We start from the raw sequence: 20,233 nt of genomic DNA, 5'->3' as shown, positions 1-20,233 counted from the left end.
CGGGCGGGCTGCGGCACACTGGTCCCATGAGTGATCGCCGCAGCCTGCTCGTGCTCAACGGGCCCAACCTCAACCTGCTCGGCACCCGCAGGCCGGAGACGTACGGCAACACGACGCTGGCCGACGTCGAGGCGCAGGTTCGCGACGCCGCGGAGGCGGCGGACCTGGACGTGGCGTTCCTCCAGTCCAACCACGAGGGCGCGCTGATCGACGCCGTCCACGCCGCCCGTGGAGTGCACGCCGGCATCGTCATCAACCCCGGCGCCTACAGCCACACCTCGATCGCCCTGCACGACGCGCTGGAGGCGGTCCAGCCCCTGCCGGTCGTCGAGGTCCACATCAGCAACGTGCACCGGCGGGAAGCGTTCCGGCACCACTCGTACGTCTCCCCGCAGGCGGACGCCGTCATCGTGGGCGCCGGCGTCCACGGGTACACCCTCGCCGTCGCCCACCTGGCCCACCTGCTGGCCGCCGGGGGCTGAGACCGTCCCTCAGCCGCGGATGCAGGCCCCCGTCGACACCTCGGCGGCACCCGCGCCGTCGACGACGGACCGGACCTGCGCGAGCGTGAGGGCGTATCCCACCGGCACGTTCTCCCGCGACCTGGCGAACACCATGCCGACCACCCGGCCGCGCGTGTCCAGCAGCGGACCGCCGGAGTTGCCCTGCTGCACGTCGGCGGAGAGCTGGTAGACCTCGCGGGCCGACGCGCCGGTGCCGTAGATGTCCGGCACCCGGACCGTGCCGCGGGACTGCACCCCGGCCGGCTTCGCCTGGTAGGGGCCGCCCAGCGGGTATCCGGCCACGACCGCGGAGTCGCCCCCGGCCAACTGGCCGCCCGGCTCCAGCGGGGCGGTGCCGAGGCCGTCGACCGCCAGCACCGCGATGTCCCGGGCAGGGTCGAACAGGACGACGTCGGCGGGCAGGGCGTTCTGGTCCGGCACCTCGACGACGGGCTGGCCGACGCCGGCCACGACGTGCGCGTTGGTCACCACCCGGCCCGGGGACAGCACCCACCCGGAGCCGGTCTGGTTCTGGCCGCACTGGAACGCGTTGCCGGTGATCCGCACGACCGAGCCGGCCGCCGCGCGCAGGGCCGGGGTGTCGGTGGACTCGTCGGGCACGGGCATCGGGGTGCTCTGCAGGTTCTCGGCCAGGATCCGGGGGATGCCGCCGTTCGCGGACAGGCCTGCCCGCACCCGGGCCAGGGAGGCGGCCACCGGGGCCGGGGTGAGTCGGTCGACCGTCTGCAGCACCGTCGATCCGGCGATGGCGCGCGAGAGCATCGGCACGCCCATCGTGGAGACGGCGAAGGAGAGCAGGCTGAGCACGAGCGCGCAGACGATCACGTTGACGGCGCCGCCGAGCACGCGGTCGACGGTCCGGATGGGACCGATCCTGCCCACCGCCCGCCGGACGGCCGCCCCCACCCGCGATCCGAGGCCGCTGCCGACGATCAGCAGCAGCGCGATGACGGCGATGACCGCCGGGGTGCGCCACGCGCTGTCGGCGACCCACTGGCTGACCAGGGGGACGGCGAGGAACGCGGCCACGGCGCCGAGCGCGAAACCGGCGAGACCGCCGACGCTGACCAGGAAACCGACCCGCAGGCCGTGGACGAGGTAACCGATCAGGATCAGCACCAACAGGAGGTCGAGCAGGGAGATGGGGGGCACGGGTGTTCTTCCTTCCGCGGTGACGGCCGGGGGGCCGGCCGGACCGTGGTCCCGAGCGTATCGGCCGGCGCTGGCAGCCGACTGGACCGGACCCGTCAACTCGCCGGTGCCGCCGCCGGTCACGGTGTTCGTCGTTGTCAGCGGACGGTCATGGTCCGTGGGTAGTGTTCTCGGGTGGCCCCCTGGCCCGGCGCGCATGCCTCGGGCTGTGGCTCATGCCACAATGAACGCGAACGACGTCGCACCCGGGATCGCACCCGGGCAGCGTGACGACAACCACGCCGCGCCCGGCGGAGAGGAACGATGATGTCCATGGACCTGGAGGTACTGCGTCGGTCGGCGCTGTTCGCCCCGCTCGCGGACGACGTGTTCGCGGCGGTCACCGAAGGACTGACCGAGGTCAACCTGTCCCGCGGCTCCTCGGTGTTCCGCGAGGGCGACCAGGGCGATGAGCTGTACTTCATCCTCGCCGGCAAGATCAAACTCGGTCGCACCGCCGCCGACGGCCGGGAGAACCTGCTGGCGATCCTCGGCCCCGGTGATCTGTTCGGCGAGATGGCCCTGTTCGATCCCGCCGCCCGCAACGCGACCGCCACCGCCGTGTCCGAGACCCGCCTCGTCGCGCTGAAGCACGACGACCTGCGCAAGGCGATCGAGACGCGGCCCGAGGTGTCCACACAGCTGCTGCGCGCGCTCGCCCAGCGGCTGCGCCGCACCGACGAGTCGCTGGCGGACATGGTGTTCTCGGACGTGCCCGGCCGCGTCGCCAAGGCCCTGCTCGACCTGGCCGACCGCTTCGGCCGGCCGGCGACCGACGGCATCCTGGTGGCACACGAGCTCACGCAGGAGGAACTGGCCCAGTTGGTGGGCGCCTCCCGGGAGACGGTGAACAAGGCCCTCGCCGAGTTCGTCCAGCGCGGCTGGCTGCGGCTCGAGGCCCGCGCCGTCGTGATCCTGGACATGCAGCGCCTGCGCCAGCGCTCCCGCTGACACACTGCCGGGAGACCGGCGCGCCCCGGCCCGGGCACGGGGGACTGGATCTCCCGGCGCTCGCAGAGCTCGCTCTGGTCGACACGTCCCCCTTCCGCCCGAACCGGATCACGCCGACCGACGACGAAGGGCGCCGGAGTTCCGGCGCCCTTCGTCGTCGTGCTGCGGACTGTTTACAGGGAGTGCACGACCGGGCGGGCGGGGGCGGGAAGCCCGTCGACCCGCAGCATCGGCTCGCCGTCCTCGGTGACGAGCACCGGCTCGAACTGGCGGGACGGGCGCTTCTCCGAGATGTAGGAGATGGTGCAGGACAGGTTCGCGAGCTTGCGCAGCATGATCAGGACCGCGGGCAGCACGAGGTCGTCCACCCGCCGGCCCACGGTGTCGGGCGCGCCGATCTCGTCGCCCAGCGCGGTGGACGCCGGGTCCGCCATCAGCTCCGTCGGCGAGCACCAGCGGCCCCACCCGGTGACCCCGTCCAGCGGCGAGGGCTCCTGCCCCAGCGGAAGCACGACGGCGAAGTACTGGGTGCACAGCCGCTTGTGCAGGAACGCCGGAGAGACCCAGCGGCTGAGCGGGCGCAGCAGGCTGGTGTCCAGATCGAGGGCGCGCCGGCGCAGCACGTCGCCGAGCGTGCGCTCCTCGTCGTGCACCTCGTGCCGGCGGCGGTCTCCGTCGGGCCCGGTGCTCACCTCGGCCCCCCGGTCCCCGTCGCTGCTGGCCAGCAGCACGCCGGCACGTTCGAACACGACGCGGGCCGCCCCACAGACGAGGCGCTGCGCCAGCTGCTGGTCCTCGACGTCGAGCAGCTGCTTCCAGCGGGCCGCGACCGGTCCGCTCCACGGCAACGGGGCCGTGTCGTCCTCGCGCAACGGGGCGCCGACGAACGTGACGGTGCCCAGCGCCGAGCGGGAGGTCTGGTACTCGAGGAACACCTCGACGCCGTCCGGTCCGTCGCGCAGCAGCATCACGGACACCGCCCAGCGTGGCTTGGCCGGCGGCAGGGCCTCGTCGTCGTTCCAGCTCTCCGCCTCCTCCCGCCACGGGGCGGGCAGCGGAAGCAACCGACTAGTCGAACTCGACAACCAGCTCCACCTCGACCGGGGAATCCATCGGCAGCACGGCCACACCGACCGCCGAGCGGGCATGCACGCCCGCGTCTGCGAACACGGCACCGATCAGGTCGGAGGCACCGTTGAGCACCTGCGGCTGACCGGTGAAGGTGGGATCCGACGCGACGAAGCCCACCACCTTGACGACGCGGACCACCCGGTCCAGGTCGCCGATCACGCTCTTGACGGCGGCGAGCGCGTTCAGGGCGCTGGTGGCCGCGAGCTCCTGCGCGGTCTGCGGGTCGACGGTGGCCCCGACCTTGCCGGTGGCGGGGAGCGCACCGTCCACGAACGGCAACTGGCCCGACGTCCAGGCGTAGCGACCGCTGATCACGGCCGGAGCGTAGGCGCCCACGGGCGCGGCGACCTGCGGCAGGGCACGGCCGAGTTCGGCCAGCCGGGCCTCGGCGGCCCCGGTTCTCGGGGTGGAGGAGGAATCAGTCATCCGTCAGTCTCGCTCGTCGCATCGTGGCGCGCACGCGCGAACCGCGTGCCATGCGCCCACCCTAGCCCTCGACGGGACGCTTGAAGTAGGCGACGGGGTTGCCCGGCGGGGGCGGGACCATGTTGCCCTCGGGGGTCGTGGCGGGTGCGCCCGTGGGGGCACCCGGGAGGACCGCGACCAGTTCCCAGCCGTCCGAACCCCAGTTGTCGAGGATCTGCTTCGTCGCGTGCACCATCAGCGGCACCGTGGCGTACTCCCAGGTGGTCATGAGGCCAGCCTAACCCTCCCTTGTACACTGGCCGTCATGGCAGCAGGCAAGTCCCCGGGAGCCCGGACCATCAGCACTCTGGCCCGGTTCCTCACCTTCCTGGGGGTCAGCGCCCTCTGCGGCGTCCTGACCGCCGGGCTCCTCGTCCCCGGGGCCGCGGTCTCCGCGATGAGCGCCACCGCCTCGATGGACTTCTTCGACGAGCTGCCCACCGAGCTCGAGGTCGGGCCGCTGTCCGTGCCCTCCCGGGTGCTCGCCGCGGACGGGTCGGAGCTGGCCACCTTCTTCGTCGAGAACCGCCAGCCGGTGAAGCTGGACCAGATGTCCCCGTACGTCAAACAGTCCCTGCTGGCGATCGAGGACAGCCGCTTCTACGAGCACGGCGGCGTCGACGTGCAGGGCACGGTGCGTGCCCTGCTGAACAACGTCGCCGGTGGCAGCACGCAGGGCGCGTCCAGCATCACCCAGCAGTACGTGAACAACGTGCTCAACGAGGCGCGCAGCCGAGCCGGCCAGGACGCGTCCATCACCCTGAACGGGGCGAAGGGCATCGGCGACAAGCTGCGCGAGGCGAAGCTCGCGATCGCGGTGGAGAAGAAGTACACGAAGGATCAGATCCTCGAGAACTACCTCAACATCGTCTTCTACAACCCCAACGCCTACGGCGTCGAGGCCGCCGCCCAGTACTTCTGGGGCGTCTCCGCCAAGAATCTGAACCTGCAGCAGTCCGCGATGCTCGCCGGCCTGGTCAACGGGCCCACCCTGTACAACCCGGTGACGCAGCCGAAGCAGGCCCTGCAGCGCCGCAACCTCGTGCTGGACGTCATGCTGGCGCAGAAGAAGATCACGAAGGCGCAGCACGACGCCGCGGTCAAGGCGCCCCTGGCACTGAAGTTGAACGCCCCCAAGCAGGGCTGCGCCGCCGCCAGCCGCGCGCCCTATTTCTGCTCGTACGTCGAGCAGCAGATCTACAACAACGCGGCCTTCGGGCAGACCCGGGAGGACCGGCAGGCGCTGCTGCTGCGCGGCGGGCTGACCATCAAGACCACCCTGGACCCGCGTCTGCAGGACACCGCGCAGGCCCAGGTGGACAGGATCGCCCCGCCGCGGGCGAACCCGTCGAAGATCGGCTCGTCCCTGGTCACCGTGCAGCCGGGCACGGGCAAGGTGCTGGCGATGGCGCAGAACTCCCGGTTGACCGGCCAGGGCAACTGGATCAACGAGATCAACTTCAACGTCGACAAGAAGGACGGCGGCGGCAACGGCTGGCAGCCGGGGTCGACGTACAAGCCGATCACGCTGGCCACCTGGCTGGACGAGGGCCACCACACCCAGGACATCGTCAACGCCGCCAAGCGGCGCTACCCGGCCGACTTCCCGTGGAAGGCCTCTTGCGCGACCGCCGACCACGGGGTCGTCGGCGCCTACGACGACACGCTCCAGGACTCCCACGACCTGAAGAACGCCGAGGAGGGCTGGTACCGGCGGATGACGGCCGCGGAGGGCATCTACCAGTCGATCAACACCGCCACCTACGCCATGGCCTCCAAGGTCGACCTGTGCAACATGGGGCAGATCGCGCAGAACCTCGGCATCCACAACGCCAGCACCGGTGCACCGATCGACTCGCTGAAGATCGCCAGCTTCATCGGCGGCACCGAAGGGGTTTCGCCGTTGACCATGGCCAGCGCCTTCGCGACGTTCTCGACGGACGGCAAGTACTGTGCGCCGGTGGGCATCACCAGCGTCACGGACCGGAACAACAAGAACTACGAGGTCCCGCAGGCCAACTGCCGGCAGACGATCAAGTCCGAGGTGGCGCAGGGCGTGAACAGCGTGCTGCAGGAAGTGCTGGTCCGTGGCTCCGGGTACCTGCGCGGCATCGGCGTGCCGGCCGCCGCCAAGACCGGCACCACCGACAATTCCGAGTACACGTGGATGGTGGGCTACACCAAGGGCCTGGCCAGTGCCTCGTGGGTGGGATTCCCCGACGGGTACCGCTCGCCCAACGCCCGCAACGGCAACCCGGGTGCCCAGTTCTACGGCGACGGCACCACGTCGGAGTACGTCGACGGCGCGACGGTGGCGGGCGGCGCTTGGCAGGCCTACATGCGCGAAGCGGCCCCGCTGTACGACACCGGCGACTTCACGGATCCGCCGCAGAGCGTGGTCCGCGGCACCACCGTCCCCGGCAATGACGACGACAACGGCTCCTCGACCTCGAACCGCAACGACGACGACAACGGCTGACGCGGTGGCGGCCCGCCGGGTCGCCCTCCGCGCCCACCTACCGACGCTCCCGACCACAGGATGGCCATGACCCGCACACGCTCCCGCTCGCACGCCGCCCCCCTGCTGACCAGCGCCGCGCTCACCGCGGGTGCCACCGTCGCCGGCGGGCTCGCGCTGGCCGGGTGGGGGGTGTTCGTCGAACGACAGCGTTTCCAGCTGCGGGAGGCCACCCTGCCCATCCTGCCGCCGGACGCCCCGAGCCTGCGGGTGCTGCACCTCTCCGACATCCACATGGTGCCCGGGCAGAAGCTGAAGACCTCCTGGCTCCGATCGTTGGCCCGCCTCGAGCCGGACCTCGTCGTGAACACCGGTGACAACCTCGGCCACCGCGACGCCCTCGAACCGCTGCTGGAGGCGCTCGAACCGGTGATGCGTTTCCCCGGCGTCTTCGTGCCCGGGTCCAACGACTACTTTGCTCCGGTGCTGAAGAACCCGTTCACCTACTTCTCCGGACCGAGCGGTCGGCCGCCGAAGCCGCCCACATCGCTGCCCACTGGTGCCCTGCACACGGCCTTCGGCAACGCGGGGTGGATCTCGCTGGCCAACCGGCATCAGTCACTGGCGATCAAGGGCACCCGGTTCGACTTCTCCGGTGTGGACGACCCGCACCTGGGCCGGGACCGCTACACGGGTTTCCCGCTCGGCGCCGTCAACCAGGACGCGTCCGCCCATGTCCGGATCGGCGTCGCCCACGCCCCGTACCGCCGGGTGCTGGACGCCTTCACTCGTGACGACGCGCGACTGATCCTCGCCGGCCACACGCACGGCGGCCAGGTCTGCGTGCCCGGCGTCGGCGCCCTCGTCACCAACTCGGACCTGCCGACGTCGATGGCGCGCGGCGTGCACCGCTGGCGGGTCGCGGGCCGGGAGTCGTGGTTGGAGGTGTCCGCCGGGATCGGGACGTCCTTCTACGCCCCCGTCCGGTTCGCCTGCCCGCCCGAGGCCGTGCTCCTCACCCTCACCCCGTCGGGCCGTTGACGGTCCCGATCGCGTCGATGGGTAGTTCTGCCCATCGACGTGATCGGCGTGATCGGGATAGATTCGAGCCGGATCAGCGTTGATCCACCTGACGGCCTCCGCCCGCAGCACACCCAACCGTTCCCCCTGGCTGGCTGTGGGGCGGATCTGCCGTCGGCGCCCGGGCCGTGATCGGTGCTTACCCCAGATTCGCACCGCGCACGGCGACCTGCGCCGCGTGGGCCCGGCACCTGACGTGCCGGGCCCACGTCCGTCTCCGGGCACCGCGATCGCCGCACCGCTCGCCGGTTTCGGGATCGGGGCCCTCGTCCGCTATCCTTGACAAGTTGCGTTGGCCGGTCCTTCACCGGCCCCCGCGGGGTGTGGCGCAGCTTGGTAGCGCGCGTCGTTCGGGACGACGAGGCCGCAGGTTCAAATCCTGTCACCCCGACCATGTGATGTCTCAGGACATCGGCAAGGCCCGAACCCACGGTTGTGGGTTCGGGCCTTTGTCATGTCCGGCGGTCGCGCCGGACGGCTGCTCCCACGCACGTGACAACACCGTCGAGCTGAGGTTGGCTGGGCTCATGGCCGGTTCCAGCAGCGAGACCCGCTTCGCCATCGACGCCGTGACCGCTCTGCGTCTCGTCCGGGAGCACCCGGACCTCGGCGCCCGGCGCCCGCTCGTCGGACCGGCCGTCCTGCGCAGTCATGTCCTCTCGATCCTGTACTCCGAGGCGCGTGCTGGCTCTCTGGACGCGAAGGCGGCGCGGGCGCAACTGGACGGGGTCGCCGCGCTGAGAATGCGCCTGCTCGGAGACCGCGTCTCCCGCGCGGTGGCGTGGAGGATCGCGGAGCAGCTCGGCTGGGACGACACCGCGCCGGCCGAGTACATCGCCGTCGCCACCCTGCAGGCCGACTGCCTGGTGGCCGGGGACGAGCGGATCGCGGCAGCGGCGGCCGCCCTGATCGAGGTCCGGACGTACGACGAGCTCTGCCGCTGACGCACAGGCTGCCCCCGCACGCGACAGGAGCCCGGACCCACGAGGGTCCGGGCTCCTGTGCCGACCGAACGCCCCGCCCGCCGAGCGGGCCGGGGCGCGGGCGACTCAGCCGAACTTCTCCGCCGTGGCGTAGCCCTTGCCGTTGTATTTCTGGACGACCACCGAGGAGATGGCCGGCTGGCCGTCGACGGTGGTGTCCACCTGGGTGCCCTCGAGCATCAGCGGGGCCTGGAAGCCCTTGATGTTCTTCAGCGCCGACATGAAGCTGTCCCGCGTCGGCTCCGTCATCGTCGAGAACGCCTTCTCCAGCGTCGCCCCGGAGATGTAGCTCCACATGCAGTGCGGGAACGCCGGGGTGTCCTTGTAGTCGCCGTACTGCTTCAGGTCCGCGAGGAACTTCACGACGTCGGCGTCCTTCGCGAACGCCGGGCTCTGCGGAGCCTTCGCGAACGAGACGGAGTAGATGCCCGGGTAGGCGCCGGCCTTGCCGGGCTCGAGGATGGCCGTCGGGCTCGACGTGTTCGACGGCAGGAACCAGCTCGGCTTCCAGCCGATCTGCTGCGCCTTCTGCAGCGCCGAGATCGTCAGCGGGGTCACCGACATGGCGTTGACGAACACGTCAGCGCCGGACGAGGCGAGCTGCGTGATCTGCGCGTCGACCGAGGTGTCGGTGGCCTCGTAGGTCTGCTCCCCCACGACCTTGATGCCCGACGCGCCCTTGACGGCGTCCTTGAAGCCGGCGACGTAGCCCTTGCCGTAGTCGTCGTTCTGGGACAGGATCGCCACCTTGTGCGAGCCGCCCGAGTCCGCGAGCAGCTTGCCGAATGCGGCGCCCTCGTTCTGGTAGATCGGCACCAGGCCGAGCTGCCACGGGCTCTCCTGCCGGTTGCTGAACAGCGGGTCACCGGTCATCACCAGCGCCTGCGGCACCTTCTGGCTGATGGCCGCCTCCCGGAATGCCCGGTTGGTGGGGGTGCCCAGGCCCGAGGTCTCGGCGAACACCCCGTCGGAGGTCATCTGCTGGAAGTTCGCCAGAGACTTCTGCGGGTCGTACGCGTCGTCGTAGGTCTTGATCTCGACCTTGCGGGTCTTGCCGTCCCCGAACTTCACTCCACCGTCGGCGTTCTTCGCCCCGAAGTAGGCCTTGACACCGGCGACGGTGCAGGTGCCCGGGCCGGCGGTGGCGCCGCTGAGGGGGGTCGTGATGCCGAGCGTGATGGTCGTGTCGGTGATGCCCGGCGCTGCCGCGGATCCGCCGCTCTGGGCGCTGCCACGGCAGCCCGTCAGGGAGAGCGCGAGGACCGACGCGACGGCGACGGCGCCGACCCATCCGACGCGCGGCGCTCCGCGGGTGCCTTTCCGAACGGTCATGGTCTTGCCTCTCTCGTGGGGGTGGTCTCCGGCGCGTCCTCCGTCATCGGATCGCGCGCGGGAGGGTTCGGGGTGTCGCCCGGAGCCGGGCCGGTCGGTGAACGGTGGTCGCCGCCCCGTCGGCGCAGGGCGCGGCGGATCGTGCGGGGCAGGCTGACCAGCCCGCCGGGCAGCAGGAAGAGCACCGCGAGCAGCAGCACGCCCTGGCTCACGGTCGTCAGGTTGGGGTCGACGGCGTTGGTCAGCTGGGGGACGAGCACGTAGTAGGCCCCGCCGATCAGGGACCCCGCGATGCTGCCGGCCCCGCCGATCACCATGGCGGCCAGCAGGGCGATCGAGTGGCCGAAGCTCAGCGTCTCCGGCGAGGTGTACTGCACGGCCGCGATGTAGAGGAATCCGCTGGCCCCGCCGAAGATCGAGGCGATGGTGAACGCGAGCACCTTGGTCCAGTACGGGGAGACGCCCATGGCCGCCGCGACGGACTCGTTGTTCTTGACGACGCTGAACGCGCGGCCGTACTTGCCGCGCACCAGCTTCGCGGCCAGCGCGAAGCCGACCGCGGCGACGACGAGGACGATGTAGTACTGCCACTGGTCGTTGAACAGGCCGGACCAGTCAGGAGCGTTGGAGAAGATGGCCGAGACGCCCTGGGAGCCGCCGGTGAACTCGTCCAGGCGCTTGGCCAGGGGGACGCCGATGATGGGCAGGGCGATGGTGACCATGGCGATCGCCAGACCGCCGAGCCGGGCGGCCGCGAGCGCCACCAGCAGCCCCACGGCGCCGGGGATCACGCAGGCCGCCACGAGGACGAGCAGGATGTTCCAGTCGTGCATCACGCCGTACGCGGTGACGTAGGCACCGAGCCCGACGAAGAAGATCTGCCCGAGATTGACCTGCCCGGTGTAGCCCATCACGATGTTCAGGCCGAGGATGGCCACCGCGTACACGCCGATCCGCACCAGGGTCTGGTTGCCCAGCGGCGGCAGCAGCAGGGGCAGCACCACGAGGACGACGGCGGCGAGGACCAGCAACCCCACCCGTACCGGCCGGCTGGCCAGCAGGGAGGTCCGCGACGTTGAGGAACGGGTCACTGTGCTCATCTAGACGCGCACCACGACTTTCCGGCCGAACAGGCCCTGGGGGCGGATGACCAGGATGATGACGATCAGCACGAACGGCACGGCGATCTTGAGGTCGTGCCCGATGAGCGGCACGTACACCGCCACCAGGTTCTCCAGCACACCGATCGCCCACGCGGCGACGACCGCGCCGATCGGGCTGTCGAGCCCGCCGAGGATGACGGCGGCGAGCGCGTAGACGAGCGCCCCGTCGAGCATGCCGGGCGTGAGGGTCAGCTGGGGCGCGACCAGGGCCCCGGCGACGGCGCCGAGCGCCGCCGCGAGTCCCCACCCGACCATCAGCAGCCGCCCGACCGGCAGCCCGGACAGGGCGGAGGACCGCGGGTTGTCGGCGACGGCCCGCAGGGCGAGGCCCAGCTTCGTCTTCATGAAGAGCACCTGCAGGATCGCCATGATGGCCACGATCGTCGCCGTCGTCGCCAGCGACCGGACGCTGACCACGGCGCCGAGCAGGTTCACGCTGGTCAGCGGGAACAGGGACGGGAACTGCAGGTTGTTGTATCCCCAGATCACCGCCGTGATCCCGGTGACGAGCGTGAGCAGGCCGATGGTGACGACGACCGCCGTGTCCGGGTCCCCGCCCTCGAACCGCCGGATCAAGAAGCGCTCGATCAGCCCGCCGAGGACGAAGGAGAGCGCGACGGCGATCAGCACCGCGACCAGCAGCGGGACGCCGGCACCCAGGCAGGCATAGGCGACGTACGCGCTGAGCACGGCCAGGCCGCCCTGCGCGAAGTTGATCAGGCCGGTCGCCTGGTTGACGAGCACGATGGCCAGGGCGAGGGCCGCGTAGATCGACCCGGTGGACAGACCGTCGATCACGAGCTGGATGAAGGTTCCCATGTGGTCAGCCCCCCAGGTAGGCGCGGCGGATCTCGTCCTTGCCCGCCAGCTCGGCCGAGGTCCCGGTCAGCACGCTCCGGCCGGTCTCGAGCACGGTCGCGGTGTCGACGAGCGTGAACGCGAGGTTGGCGTTCTGCTCGACGACGAGCATCGCGATGCCCGACTCGACGCGCAGCCGGCGGATGGCCGCGTACACGGTCTTCGCGGTGCCCGGGGCCAGCCCCAGGGACGCCTCGTCGAGCAGCAGCAGCCGCGGCCGGGCCATGAACGCCCGCCCCACCGCGAGCATCTGCTGCTCCCCACCGGAGAGGGCGGCCGCGCGCGATCCGACCCGCTCCTGCAGCTGGGGGAAGAGGTCGAGGCAGTAGTCGACGTCCTCGGCGATCGCACGGCGATCCCGGCGGCGGTAGGCGCCCACCGCGAGGTTCTCCCGCACGGTCAACTGCCCGAGCGTGCCGCGCCCCTCGGGGACGTGCGCGATGCCCAGGGCCGCGACCTGCTCGGGGCGCAGCCCCTTGATGTCCCGGCCGTCGAAGCGCAGCGTCCCGCCGGTCCGGACGGCGCCGCTGATCGCCCGCAGCGTGGTCGTCTTGCCCGCGCCGTTGGCGCCGAGCACCCCGACGGCGCCGCCCTCGGGCACGGACAGGGAGATGCCCTCGAGCACCTGGACCGGTCCGTACGACGCCGTGACCCCGTCGAGCTCAAGCAGCGTCATCGGCCGCGTCCTTCCCGATGTAGGCCTCGATCACCCGGGGGTCCGCCTGCGCCTGCGCCGCGGTGCCCTCCATCAGCTTGCTGCCGTGGTCCAGCACGACGACGCGGTCGGTGAGCGCGGAGATCAACCCCATGTGGTGCTCCACGATCACCACGGTGGTGTCCCGCTCGTCCCGGATCCGTCGCACGCTCGTGATCAGCGCCTCCACCTCGCCGTGGGAGAGACCGGCCGCCGGTTCGTCGAGCAGCAGCAGCGAGGGCCGGGACAGCAGCGCCCGCCACAGTTCGATGCCCTTGTGCAGGCCGTGGGAGAGCTCGTCAGCGGGCACGTGCGCCGCCCAGCCGAGTCCGGCGTCCTCGAGCATCGCGAGTGCCTCCGCCCGGGCCTCCCGCTCCGCACGCGCGGTGCCGGGCAGCCCGAGCGCCCACGAGACCGGTCCGCCGGGCAGCCGGGTGTGCGCACCGAGCATGACGTTGTCCAGGACCGTGGCCTCCAGCCGCAGCGCGGGATGCTGGAAGGTGCGGGAGAGCCCCAGCCGTGCCAGCCGCGACGGCGGACTCCCCACCACCTCCGTGCCGTCGATGGTGACCGACCCGGAGGTGGGGTGGTAGTGCCCGCTGATGCAGTTGAACAGGGACGTCTTGCCCGCGCCGTTCGGACCCACGAGGCCGACGATCACGCCGGGCTCCACGTCGAAGCTGACCCCGTTGAGGACCTTCACACCGCCGAACTGCAGGGTGACGTCCTTCAGGCTCAGGCCTGCGGCCATCCTGCACCTCCCTGTGGCGCCGTTGCACGGACTGATGCGACGGGATCGACGTGGTGACACGCGACCCCGGTGCCATGACCGTACGGAGAAGGCAACGAGATTGTCAACGATTTTGCATGAAGCTCATCGCCGGCGTGGCGGGGGCGGGTCATCGGGCCGCGGTGCGCCATCCGCCCTGGTACTCCGTGCGGGCCGTGACGGAGTACGGGGTGGGGCTGACGACGGCCCGGACGCTGATCTGCTCGTGCGGCTCCACGGTCGCCTTGCCCGAGCCGCCGTCCGGCTCACCCCACACGACGCGCACCTCGGTGCCGATCTCGACGTCGGGGGCCACCGTGGCCAGGGACAGCCCGCGCCGCTCGTTGGCGGTGACGCCCGTGAACAGTGACAGGCCGACGTTCGTGCCGTCGGCGTCGACCACCGCGTCGTAGTTCGAGGAGCCGTAGTTGGCGTTCGGCAGGTCGAAGAACTGGTACCCCGGCCGGTCGCGGTCGAGGAACGACGCCCAGATGGAGGCGAGATCTTCGTCGTTCCAGGCCAGCGTGACCTTCTTGCGCTGGGTGCCCGGGTCGATCTGCTGCAGGGCGTCCCGGCCGATGAAGTCGTGGTCGAACTTGACGAACGAGCCGTAGCCCAGCTCCCACGGGTTGAGGTAGTAGTCCTCGATGTTCTCGGAGACGAAGGAGCCGGCCAGCGCGTTGGCGGCCTCGTAGCTCGTGGCGGGCAGCCACTCCCGGTAAGCGCGCTCGGCCTCCCCGGTGTAGATGGCCGGCAGCGGGGAGGGGATCCAGCCGGACTCGAGCGTGTTCGACGAGTAGGCGCGCGACCCGCAGGGCTCGATGCCGAACTCGGCACCGGCGGTCAGGATCGCCTCCCGGACCGCACCGTGCGCCGCGTAGGGTCCCCAGATCTCCAGCCCGGGCGCGCCGGCCATCCCGTGCCGCAACGTGCGCACCTGCTGTCCGGCGATCGTCGTGTGCCCCATCCGGAAGAACTTGACCTTCTCCACCGGGCCGCCGGCGAGCTTCTCGATCACCTGCCAGGCGTTCGGGCCCTGGATCTGGAACCGGTAGTACTGCCGGTCCACGGCCGCGCCGTACGGCCGGGACGGGGAACGGTCGTCGTAGCGGAACTCGACGTCGTACCCGCCCGTCTCGGCGTGGAACTGCAGCCAGTTCGCCACCGGGGCCCGGCCCACGAACACGAAGTCCTGCTCGGCCTCGTGGAACAGGATGCCGTCGCCGATCACCCCGCCGTGGGACGCGACCGGGACGAACTGCTTGGCCGTGTCCACGGGGAAGTCCGCGAAGCTGTTGATGCCCGTCTCGGAGAGCAGGCGCAACGCGTCGGGCCCGGAGAGGAAGAAGTTGACCATGTGGTGCGACTGGTCGTAGAGCACGGCGGTCTCCCGCCACGCCTTCTGCTCGCGCCGCCAGTTGGTGAACTCCGCCGGGACCACGGGATAGATGTACGTCCCGAGCTGCGAGTTCCGCAGGAGGTCGACCGTGTTCCCCGCCTCGTCGAGCACGTCCTGGAGGTTCCTCGAAGCCATGGCGCTGTCTCCTGTCGATCGATCGCCGTTCGTCGATCGCTCCGCTCGGCAGCGGGGCTGATCGGGGCCACGGCGGGACGCCGCGACATTGACGACGGAATTGGTGACAATAATGTAAGCGAAGCCTTGACCGGGCACCAGCGCCGTGATTCGCTGGCACCGATTCCTCCTGACTCTCCATTCCCGCAGGCTTCGGCGCGCTGAAGGATCGGCGCAGAAGGGTCGACGATGACCTCCGAATCACTCTCCGACGAATCACTCTCCCGGGCGATCGACCGGGCCGGCAGCCCGGTCGAGCTGCTCCGCAATCAGGACTGGCCGGCGTTCACCTTCCCGGTGGCCCCGGAGTTCACCAACTGGCGCGACGAACAGCGCGCGTGGAACACGACGGTGGCGTTGATGGACCAGTCCCATCACATGACGCAGCTGTTCCTCGGCGGCAGCGACCTGATCGAACTGCTCTCCTCGATCTCCCCCAACACCTTCGCCTCGTTCCGTCCGGGCGTGGCCAAGCAGCTGATCGCGGTGAACCAGGACGGCTACCTGATCGGTGACGGCATCCTCTTCTACCATCACGCCGACGCCCCCGAGGGGCTCGTGCTGATCGGCCACCACCTGCTCATCGACTGGGTACGGTTCCACCTGGAGAAGGCCGCGTCGGCGGGCAAGGACGTCTCCCACCGGCTGGAGGCCAACTCGCACATGCGGCAGGGTCCGCCGACCTTCTACCGCTACGAGCTGCAGGGCCCCCGCGCTGACGAGGTGATGGAGAAGGTGTTCGGCGGCCCGGCGCCGGAGATCAAGTTCTTCCACATCGGCGAGGTGACGATCGCCGGGCGGTCCGTGCGCGCGCTGCGGCACGGGATGGCGGGTCAGCCCGGCTTCGAGTTCTACGGGCCGTGGGAGGACCACGAGACGGTGCTCGAGGCGCTGATGGAGGCGGGTGGCCCGTTCGGGATCCGCCGCGTCGGGGCAAAGGCCTACTCCGCGTCACCACTGGAGTCCGGCTGGGTGCCCACCCCGTTCCCCGCCATCTTCGACGACGACGCGGCCGAGTACCGCGACTGGCTGCCCGCCGCCCGGGCCGGCTCGATCGGCGGTTCCCTCTCCTCGGCGGACGTGCACGACTGCTACCTGACGCCGTGGGACATCGGGCTGGGCCGGTCGGTGCGCTTCGACCACGACTTCCACGGCCGCGCGGCCCTCGAGAAGCACGCCGAGGACCAGCGGCGACGCAAGGCCACGCTGATCTGGAACGCCGAGGACGTGGCCGCCGTCGTCCGCTCGCAGCTCGAGCCCGGCACGCCGGCCAAGTACCTCGACTTCCCGAAGGCCCGCTACGGGCTGTTCCAGATGGACGAGGTGCTGCGCGACGGCGCGCGGGTCGGGATCTCCACCGACGCCGGCTACGTCGCCCACGACCAGCTCTACATGTCGCTGGCGACCGTGGACACCGACGTCCCCGACGGCGCGGAGGTCGAGGTCGTCTGGGGCGAGCACCCCGTCTCCCGCAAGGCCGGGGTCGACGCGGAGCACCGGCAGGTGCACATCCGCGCGACCGTCGCCCCCGCACCGTTCCACGAGTTCGCGCGCACCGTGTACCGCGCGAACGCCTGATCGCACGCTGCCGCCACCACCCACCCCCAGGAGTGAGTCACCGATGACCGACACCAGCACGCCGGACCAGACCGACACCTTCGCGCCCGTGACCACGGGGCTCTACATCGGTGGCGCCGCCCGGCCCACCGACGACACCCTGACGGTGCCGGACCCCGGCCGGCCCGGGGAGATCGTCGGGCACGCCGCCGCCGCGAGTCCCCGCGACGTCGACGACGCCATCGCGGCGGCACGCCGCGCCCACCCCGCCTGGGCCGCCCTGACCGCGGCGGAGCGTGCCGAGCGGATGCGCGCCGCCCTCGCCGGCACCGCGGAGGCCCGGGACGAGGACGCCGCGATCCTGTCCCGGGAGAACGGCAAGATCCGGATGGAGTCCTGGGTCGACTCCCTCGTCTTCGAGCTGCGCTGGAACCTCGCCCTGGACCTGGCGGACGAGGTGGACGCCACCCGCACGCTCGACCCGGCCCCCGGCATCCCCGTCACCACCACGGTGGCCCACCAGAGCCTCGGCGTCGTGACCGTCATCGTGCCGTTCAACTGGCCCATCGCGATCCTCGGCGCCTCCCTCCCCCACGCACTGCTCGCCGGCAACACCGCCATCGTCAAGCCGCCGCCCTCGGCGCCGCTCGCCACCACCCGGGTGGTCCAGCGGGTCGCGGAACAGCTGCCGCCGGGCGTCCTGAACGTCGTCACCGGCCGGGACGCGGACATGTCCGCCCTGATCACGAGCCCGGACGTCGCCAAGGTCTGCTTCACCGGCAGCGTCGGCGGCGGGAAGAAGATCATGGAGCTGGCGTCGACGTCGCTGACCCGCGTCACGCTCGAACTGGGCGGCAACGACGCCGCGGTGATCCTCGCGGACGCGGTGCTCGACGACACGCATCTCGACCGGCTGCACGCGGCGATCTTCGACACGACCGGGCAGATCTGCATGAACGCCAAGCGCGTCCACGTGCACCGCTCCCGCCTCGACGAGGTGGCCGCCGGACTCGCGGCGCGCCTGGAGAAGACGGTGATCGGCTACGGCCTCGACGAGGGCACGACGATGGGACCGCTGCACTCCCCGGCGCAGAAGGCGTTCGTCACCGAGCTGATCGACGAGGCCCGGACCGCGGGCGCCGACGTCCGCGAGTTCGGCACGCTGCCCACCGACCCCGCCCTGGCCGACGGCAACTTCCTGCGACCGGCGATCGTCGTCGACCCGGATCCGTCCCTGCGCGTGGTGACGCAGGAGCAGTTCGGGCCCGTCATCCCGCTGCTGCCCTTCGACTCCGACGACGAGGCGGTCGCCGCCGCCAACGACACCTGGGCGGGCCTGGGCGGCTCGGTCTGGTCCGCGGATCCCGAGCACGCTCGCCGGATCGCGGGCCAGCTGGCCTGCGGTTACGTCTGGATCAACGATCACGGTGCCACCCGGCTGGATCTGCGCGCGCCGTTCGGCGGCATGAAGCAGTCCGGTTTCGGCCGGGAACAGGGCATCGACGGCATCCGGGCCTTCCAGGACACCCGGGCCGTCGCGGACCTCGATCCCGAGGCGCTCGCCGAGCACTGAGCGGTGGTCGGCCCGCGGCCACCCCTGGACATTTACCTATCGCCATAGTTATTCTCATCACACCGGCGCACCGCAGCGCCCGGCGGAAAGGAGTCCGGCCCGTGGCACGATCTGCCCCCGCACCGAACCGACAGGCGTCGCTCGACCTGATCGAGGGATACTCCCTCGAGATGACCGGCAAGGACGTCCCGAGCCTGATCGAGGCGAAGGACCGCATCCCGGCCGGCACCCGGATCAACGTCACCTTCCTCGGCAACGAGGATCTGGACATGCGCGTCGCCGCGGCGAAGGCGGTACGCGAGCACGGCTTCGTGCCCGTGCCGCACCTGTCCGCCCGGCGCCTGAAGTCCCAGGCCGAACTCGAGGAGTTCCTCGGCCGGCTGCAGGAGGTCGGCGCCTCCGAGCAGGTGTTCACCATCGGCGGCGACCCCGCGACGCCGGAGGGTCCCTACGAGGACTCGCTCGCGCTGATCACCAGCGGCGTCCTGCAGCGGTACGGCGTCCGCGAGGTCGGCATCGGCGGCTACCCGGAGGGCCACCCCGACATCTCCACCGACACCCTGACCGGCGCCGTGCGGGACAAGGCCGCGGCACTGCGGGAGGCGGGGCTCGACGCCCTCGTCATCACCCAGTTCGCGTTCGACATCGACCCGGTCCTCGCCTGGATCGACGCACTGCGCAGTGCCGGCATCGACGCCCCGGTCCGGGTGGGTACCCCGGGACCGGCCGGCATCAAGCGCCTGCTCGGCTTCGCCCGCCGCTTCGGGGTGGGTGCCAACGCGATGATCGTCAAGAAGTACGGCTTCTCGCTGACCAATCTGATGGGCGAGGCCGGACCGGACCGCTTCGTCGACGACCTCGCCGCCACCCTCGCGGAGCGCACGCCCGGCACCGGGCTGGATCATCCGGACAAGCCGGGCGGGGTCGGCCTGCACTTCTACACCTTCGGCGGACTCGGCGCGACGGCGGACTGGGTCCACCGGTTCAGGGCCGAGCGGTCGACGACGGACGCGGCCGGCACCGCCGGGCAGGGCTGACCGGCATGCCGCAGCACACCGAGACCCACCGTGACGAGGCGTGCCTGATCGTGCACGGCCCCGACCGGCCCGGCATCGTCGCCGCCGTCGCGGCGCTGGTCACCCGCAACGAGGGCAACATCGTCACCCTCGACCAGTACTCCTCCGACCCCAGCGGCGGCGATTTCTTCCAGCGGGTCGTGTTCAGCCGCCCGGGGCTGACCGTCGCCCTGCCGGACATCGAGGCCGACCTCGGGCAGACCCTCGACCCGATGGGACTGACCTGGTCGTTGACCGACCGGTCCGTGCCCAAGCGGATGGCGGTGATGGCGTCGACGTCGGACCACTGCCTGCTGGAGCTGCTGTGGCGGCACCGCCGCGGCGAGCTGCCGGTGACCATCCCGATGGTCATCTCCAACCACACGAACGTCGCGGCGGACGTGCGGGGTTTCGGCATCCCGTTCTTCCACGTCCCGTCCTCCGGGCCGGACAAGGCGGCGGCCGAGGCGGAGATCGTCAAGCTGCTCGACGGCAACGTCGACTTCGTCGTGCTCGCCCGCTACATGCAGATCCTCTCGCCCGACTTCCTCGACGCCGTCGGCGTCCCGCTGATCAACATCCACCACTCGTTCCTGCCCGCGTTCATCGGCGCCGCGCCGTACCGCAAGGCCAAGGAGCGCGGCGTGAAGCTGATCGGCGCGACCGCCCACTACGTGACGAAGGACCTGGACGAGGGGCCGATCATCGAGCAGGACGTCGCCCGGGCCACCCACGCCTACTCCGCCGCCGACCTGCAGGCCCGCGGCGCCTACGTCGAACGGGCCGTGCTCTCCCGCGCCGTGCAGTGGCACGCGGAGGACCGCGTGATCCGGCACGGCAACCAGACCATCGTCTTCTGACCATCGTCACAACGAG

At 71.0% G+C, this 20,233-nt stretch carries 19 protein-coding genes and 1 tRNA gene; 10 read left to right on the top strand and 10 right to left on the bottom strand.

The window, feature by feature from the left end; genetic code table 11:
- Positions 1–26 precede the first annotated feature (26 nt).
- Positions 27–482: a type II 3-dehydroquinate dehydratase gene (aroQ, locus tag IEX22_RS02280; protein ID WP_188665741.1), complete on the top strand. Its 456-nt coding sequence runs from the start codon at positions 27–29 to the stop codon at positions 480–482.
- A gap of 9 nt (positions 483–491) precedes the next feature.
- Here the strand turns inward: aroQ and IEX22_RS02275 are convergent, their stop codons facing one another.
- Complete coding sequence (locus tag IEX22_RS02275) at positions 492–1,676, bottom strand: MarP family serine protease (RefSeq protein WP_188665739.1); 1,185 nt, start codon at positions 1,674–1,676, stop codon at positions 492–494.
- Positions 1,677–1,988: 312 nt separating this feature from the next.
- On the opposite strand from IEX22_RS02275, the gene IEX22_RS02270 reads away from it, so the two are divergent.
- Positions 1,989–2,666 carry a Crp/Fnr family transcriptional regulator gene (locus IEX22_RS02270; RefSeq protein ID WP_188666104.1) on the top strand — a complete coding sequence of 226 codons (678 nt, stop codon included), beginning with the start codon at positions 1,989–1,991 and terminating at the stop codon, positions 2,664–2,666.
- Between the two features lie 173 nt (positions 2,667–2,839).
- Here IEX22_RS02270 and IEX22_RS02265 read toward each other — a convergent pair whose 3' ends face one another.
- The 3 genes from IEX22_RS02265 to IEX22_RS02255 form a co-directional block, all read right to left on the bottom strand.
- A complete protein-coding gene (locus IEX22_RS02265) occupies positions 2,840–3,730 on the bottom strand; it encodes an NUDIX hydrolase (RefSeq protein WP_188665727.1) in 891 nt (296 codons plus the stop codon).
- A 4-nt stretch (positions 3,731–3,734) separates the two neighbouring features.
- Entirely contained in the window at positions 3,735–4,223 is a 489-nt protein-coding gene (locus IEX22_RS02260; protein ID WP_188665725.1) for a RidA family protein, read from the bottom strand.
- 61 nt (positions 4,224–4,284) lie between these two features.
- Positions 4,285–4,491, bottom strand: a complete 207-nt coding sequence (locus IEX22_RS02255; protein ID WP_188665722.1) for a DUF4177 domain-containing protein — start codon at positions 4,489–4,491, stop codon at positions 4,285–4,287.
- Positions 4,492–4,527: 36 nt separating this feature from the next.
- Here IEX22_RS02255 and IEX22_RS02250 point away from each other — a divergent pair, with 36 nt between their 5' ends.
- The 4 genes from IEX22_RS02250 (at position 4,528) to IEX22_RS02235 (ending at position 8,744) form a co-directional block, all read left to right on the top strand.
- Entirely contained in the window at positions 4,528–6,741 is a 2,214-nt protein-coding gene (locus IEX22_RS02250; protein ID WP_188665719.1) for a transglycosylase domain-containing protein, read from the top strand.
- Between the two features lie 66 nt (positions 6,742–6,807).
- Positions 6,808–7,761, top strand: a complete 954-nt coding sequence (locus IEX22_RS02245; protein ID WP_229659698.1) for a metallophosphoesterase — start codon at positions 6,808–6,810, stop codon at positions 7,759–7,761.
- Between the two features lie 356 nt (positions 7,762–8,117).
- A tRNA-Pro gene (locus tag IEX22_RS02240) sits at positions 8,118–8,194 on the top strand.
- 133 nt (positions 8,195–8,327) lie between these two features.
- Positions 8,328–8,744 (top strand): hypothetical protein, encoded by a 417-nt coding sequence (locus IEX22_RS02235; RefSeq protein WP_188665706.1) that lies wholly within the window; start codon positions 8,328–8,330, stop codon positions 8,742–8,744.
- 105 nt (positions 8,745–8,849) lie between these two features.
- On the opposite strand, the gene IEX22_RS02230 is transcribed toward IEX22_RS02235, so the two are convergent.
- The 6 genes from IEX22_RS02230 to ligM all read right to left on the bottom strand — a co-directional run bounded on the left by IEX22_RS02230 (position 8,850) and on the right by ligM (position 15,133).
- Positions 8,850–10,115, bottom strand: a complete 1,266-nt coding sequence (locus IEX22_RS02230) for an ABC transporter substrate-binding protein (protein WP_188665703.1) — start codon at positions 10,113–10,115, stop codon at positions 8,850–8,852.
- Positions 10,112–11,215, bottom strand: coding sequence for a branched-chain amino acid ABC transporter permease (locus tag IEX22_RS02225; RefSeq protein ID WP_188665699.1), 1,104 nt, complete (start codon positions 11,213–11,215; stop codon positions 10,112–10,114). The genes IEX22_RS02230 and IEX22_RS02225 overlap by 4 nt, the downstream gene beginning before the upstream one ends.
- Complete coding sequence (locus IEX22_RS02220; RefSeq protein WP_188665697.1) at positions 11,216–12,097, bottom strand: branched-chain amino acid ABC transporter permease; 882 nt, start codon at positions 12,095–12,097, stop codon at positions 11,216–11,218.
- Positions 12,098–12,101: 4 nt separating this feature from the next.
- Positions 12,102–12,812, bottom strand: coding sequence for an ABC transporter ATP-binding protein (locus IEX22_RS02215; protein ID WP_188665692.1), 711 nt, complete (start codon positions 12,810–12,812; stop codon positions 12,102–12,104).
- Positions 12,799–13,581 (bottom strand): ABC transporter ATP-binding protein, encoded by a 783-nt coding sequence (locus IEX22_RS02210; protein WP_188665689.1) that lies wholly within the window; start codon positions 13,579–13,581, stop codon positions 12,799–12,801. The genes IEX22_RS02215 and IEX22_RS02210 overlap by 14 nt, the downstream gene beginning before the upstream one ends.
- 148 nt (positions 13,582–13,729) lie before the next feature.
- Entirely contained in the window at positions 13,730–15,133 is a 1,404-nt protein-coding gene (gene ligM / locus IEX22_RS02205) for a vanillate/3-O-methylgallate O-demethylase (RefSeq protein WP_188665686.1), read from the bottom strand.
- A 228-nt stretch (positions 15,134–15,361) separates the two neighbouring features.
- Between ligM and IEX22_RS02200 the strand changes: the two genes are divergently transcribed.
- The 4 genes from IEX22_RS02200 (at position 15,362) to purU (ending at position 20,217) form a co-directional block, all read left to right on the top strand.
- The gene (locus tag IEX22_RS02200) at positions 15,362–16,750 is read left to right on the top strand and encodes an aminomethyl transferase family protein (RefSeq protein WP_188665683.1); all 1,389 of its coding nucleotides are present in this window, start codon (positions 15,362–15,364) and stop codon (positions 16,748–16,750) included.
- Between the two features lie 43 nt (positions 16,751–16,793).
- Complete coding sequence (locus tag IEX22_RS02195) at positions 16,794–18,302, top strand: aldehyde dehydrogenase family protein (RefSeq protein WP_188665680.1); 1,509 nt, start codon at positions 16,794–16,796, stop codon at positions 18,300–18,302.
- 101 nt (positions 18,303–18,403) lie between these two features.
- Entirely contained in the window at positions 18,404–19,339 is a 936-nt protein-coding gene (locus tag IEX22_RS02190) for a methylenetetrahydrofolate reductase (RefSeq protein ID WP_438816574.1), read from the top strand.
- A 5-nt stretch (positions 19,340–19,344) separates the two neighbouring features.
- Positions 19,345–20,217, top strand: a complete 873-nt coding sequence (purU, locus tag IEX22_RS02185; RefSeq protein WP_188665677.1) for a formyltetrahydrofolate deformylase — start codon at positions 19,345–19,347, stop codon at positions 20,215–20,217.
- Positions 20,218–20,233 lie beyond the last annotated feature (16 nt).

This window comes from Tersicoccus solisilvae (assembly GCF_014643255.1).
Lineage (GTDB): Bacteria > Actinomycetota > Actinomycetes > Actinomycetales > Micrococcaceae > Tersicoccus > Tersicoccus solisilvae.
The sequence above is the reverse complement of the archived record's forward strand: the minus strand, read 5'-3'. Positions and strand labels throughout refer to the sequence as shown.

Coding starts and splice junctions, on each gene's coding strand:
- aroQ (WP_188665741.1), top strand. CDS start 27: ATGAGTGATCGCCGCAGCCTGCTCGTGCTCAACGGGCCCAACCTCAAC.
- IEX22_RS02270 (WP_188666104.1), top strand. CDS start 1,989: ATGGACCTGGAGGTACTGCGTCGGTCGGCGCTGTTCGCCCCGCTCGCG.
- IEX22_RS02260 (WP_188665725.1), bottom strand. CDS start 4,223: ATGACTGATTCCTCCTCCACCCCGAGAACCGGGGCCGCCGAGGCCCGG.
- IEX22_RS02255 (WP_188665722.1), bottom strand. CDS start 4,491: ATGACCACCTGGGAGTACGCCACGGTGCCGCTGATGGTGCACGCGACG.
- IEX22_RS02250 (WP_188665719.1), top strand. CDS start 4,528: ATGGCAGCAGGCAAGTCCCCGGGAGCCCGGACCATCAGCACTCTGGCC.
- IEX22_RS02245 (WP_229659698.1), top strand. CDS start 6,808: ATGACCCGCACACGCTCCCGCTCGCACGCCGCCCCCCTGCTGACCAGC.
- IEX22_RS02235 (WP_188665706.1), top strand. CDS start 8,328: ATGGCCGGTTCCAGCAGCGAGACCCGCTTCGCCATCGACGCCGTGACC.
- IEX22_RS02230 (WP_188665703.1), bottom strand. CDS start 10,115: ATGACCGTTCGGAAAGGCACCCGCGGAGCGCCGCGCGTCGGATGGGTC.
- IEX22_RS02225 (WP_188665699.1), bottom strand. CDS start 11,215: ATGAGCACAGTGACCCGTTCCTCAACGTCGCGGACCTCCCTGCTGGCC.
- IEX22_RS02220 (WP_188665697.1), bottom strand. CDS start 12,097: ATGGGAACCTTCATCCAGCTCGTGATCGACGGTCTGTCCACCGGGTCG.
- IEX22_RS02215 (WP_188665692.1), bottom strand. CDS start 12,812: ATGACGCTGCTTGAGCTCGACGGGGTCACGGCGTCGTACGGACCGGTC.
- IEX22_RS02210 (WP_188665689.1), bottom strand. CDS start 13,581: ATGGCCGCAGGCCTGAGCCTGAAGGACGTCACCCTGCAGTTCGGCGGT.
- ligM (WP_188665686.1), bottom strand. CDS start 15,133: ATGGCTTCGAGGAACCTCCAGGACGTGCTCGACGAGGCGGGGAACACG.
- IEX22_RS02200 (WP_188665683.1), top strand. CDS start 15,362: ATGACCTCCGAATCACTCTCCGACGAATCACTCTCCCGGGCGATCGAC.
- IEX22_RS02195 (WP_188665680.1), top strand. CDS start 16,794: ATGACCGACACCAGCACGCCGGACCAGACCGACACCTTCGCGCCCGTG.
- purU (WP_188665677.1), top strand. CDS start 19,345: ATGCCGCAGCACACCGAGACCCACCGTGACGAGGCGTGCCTGATCGTG.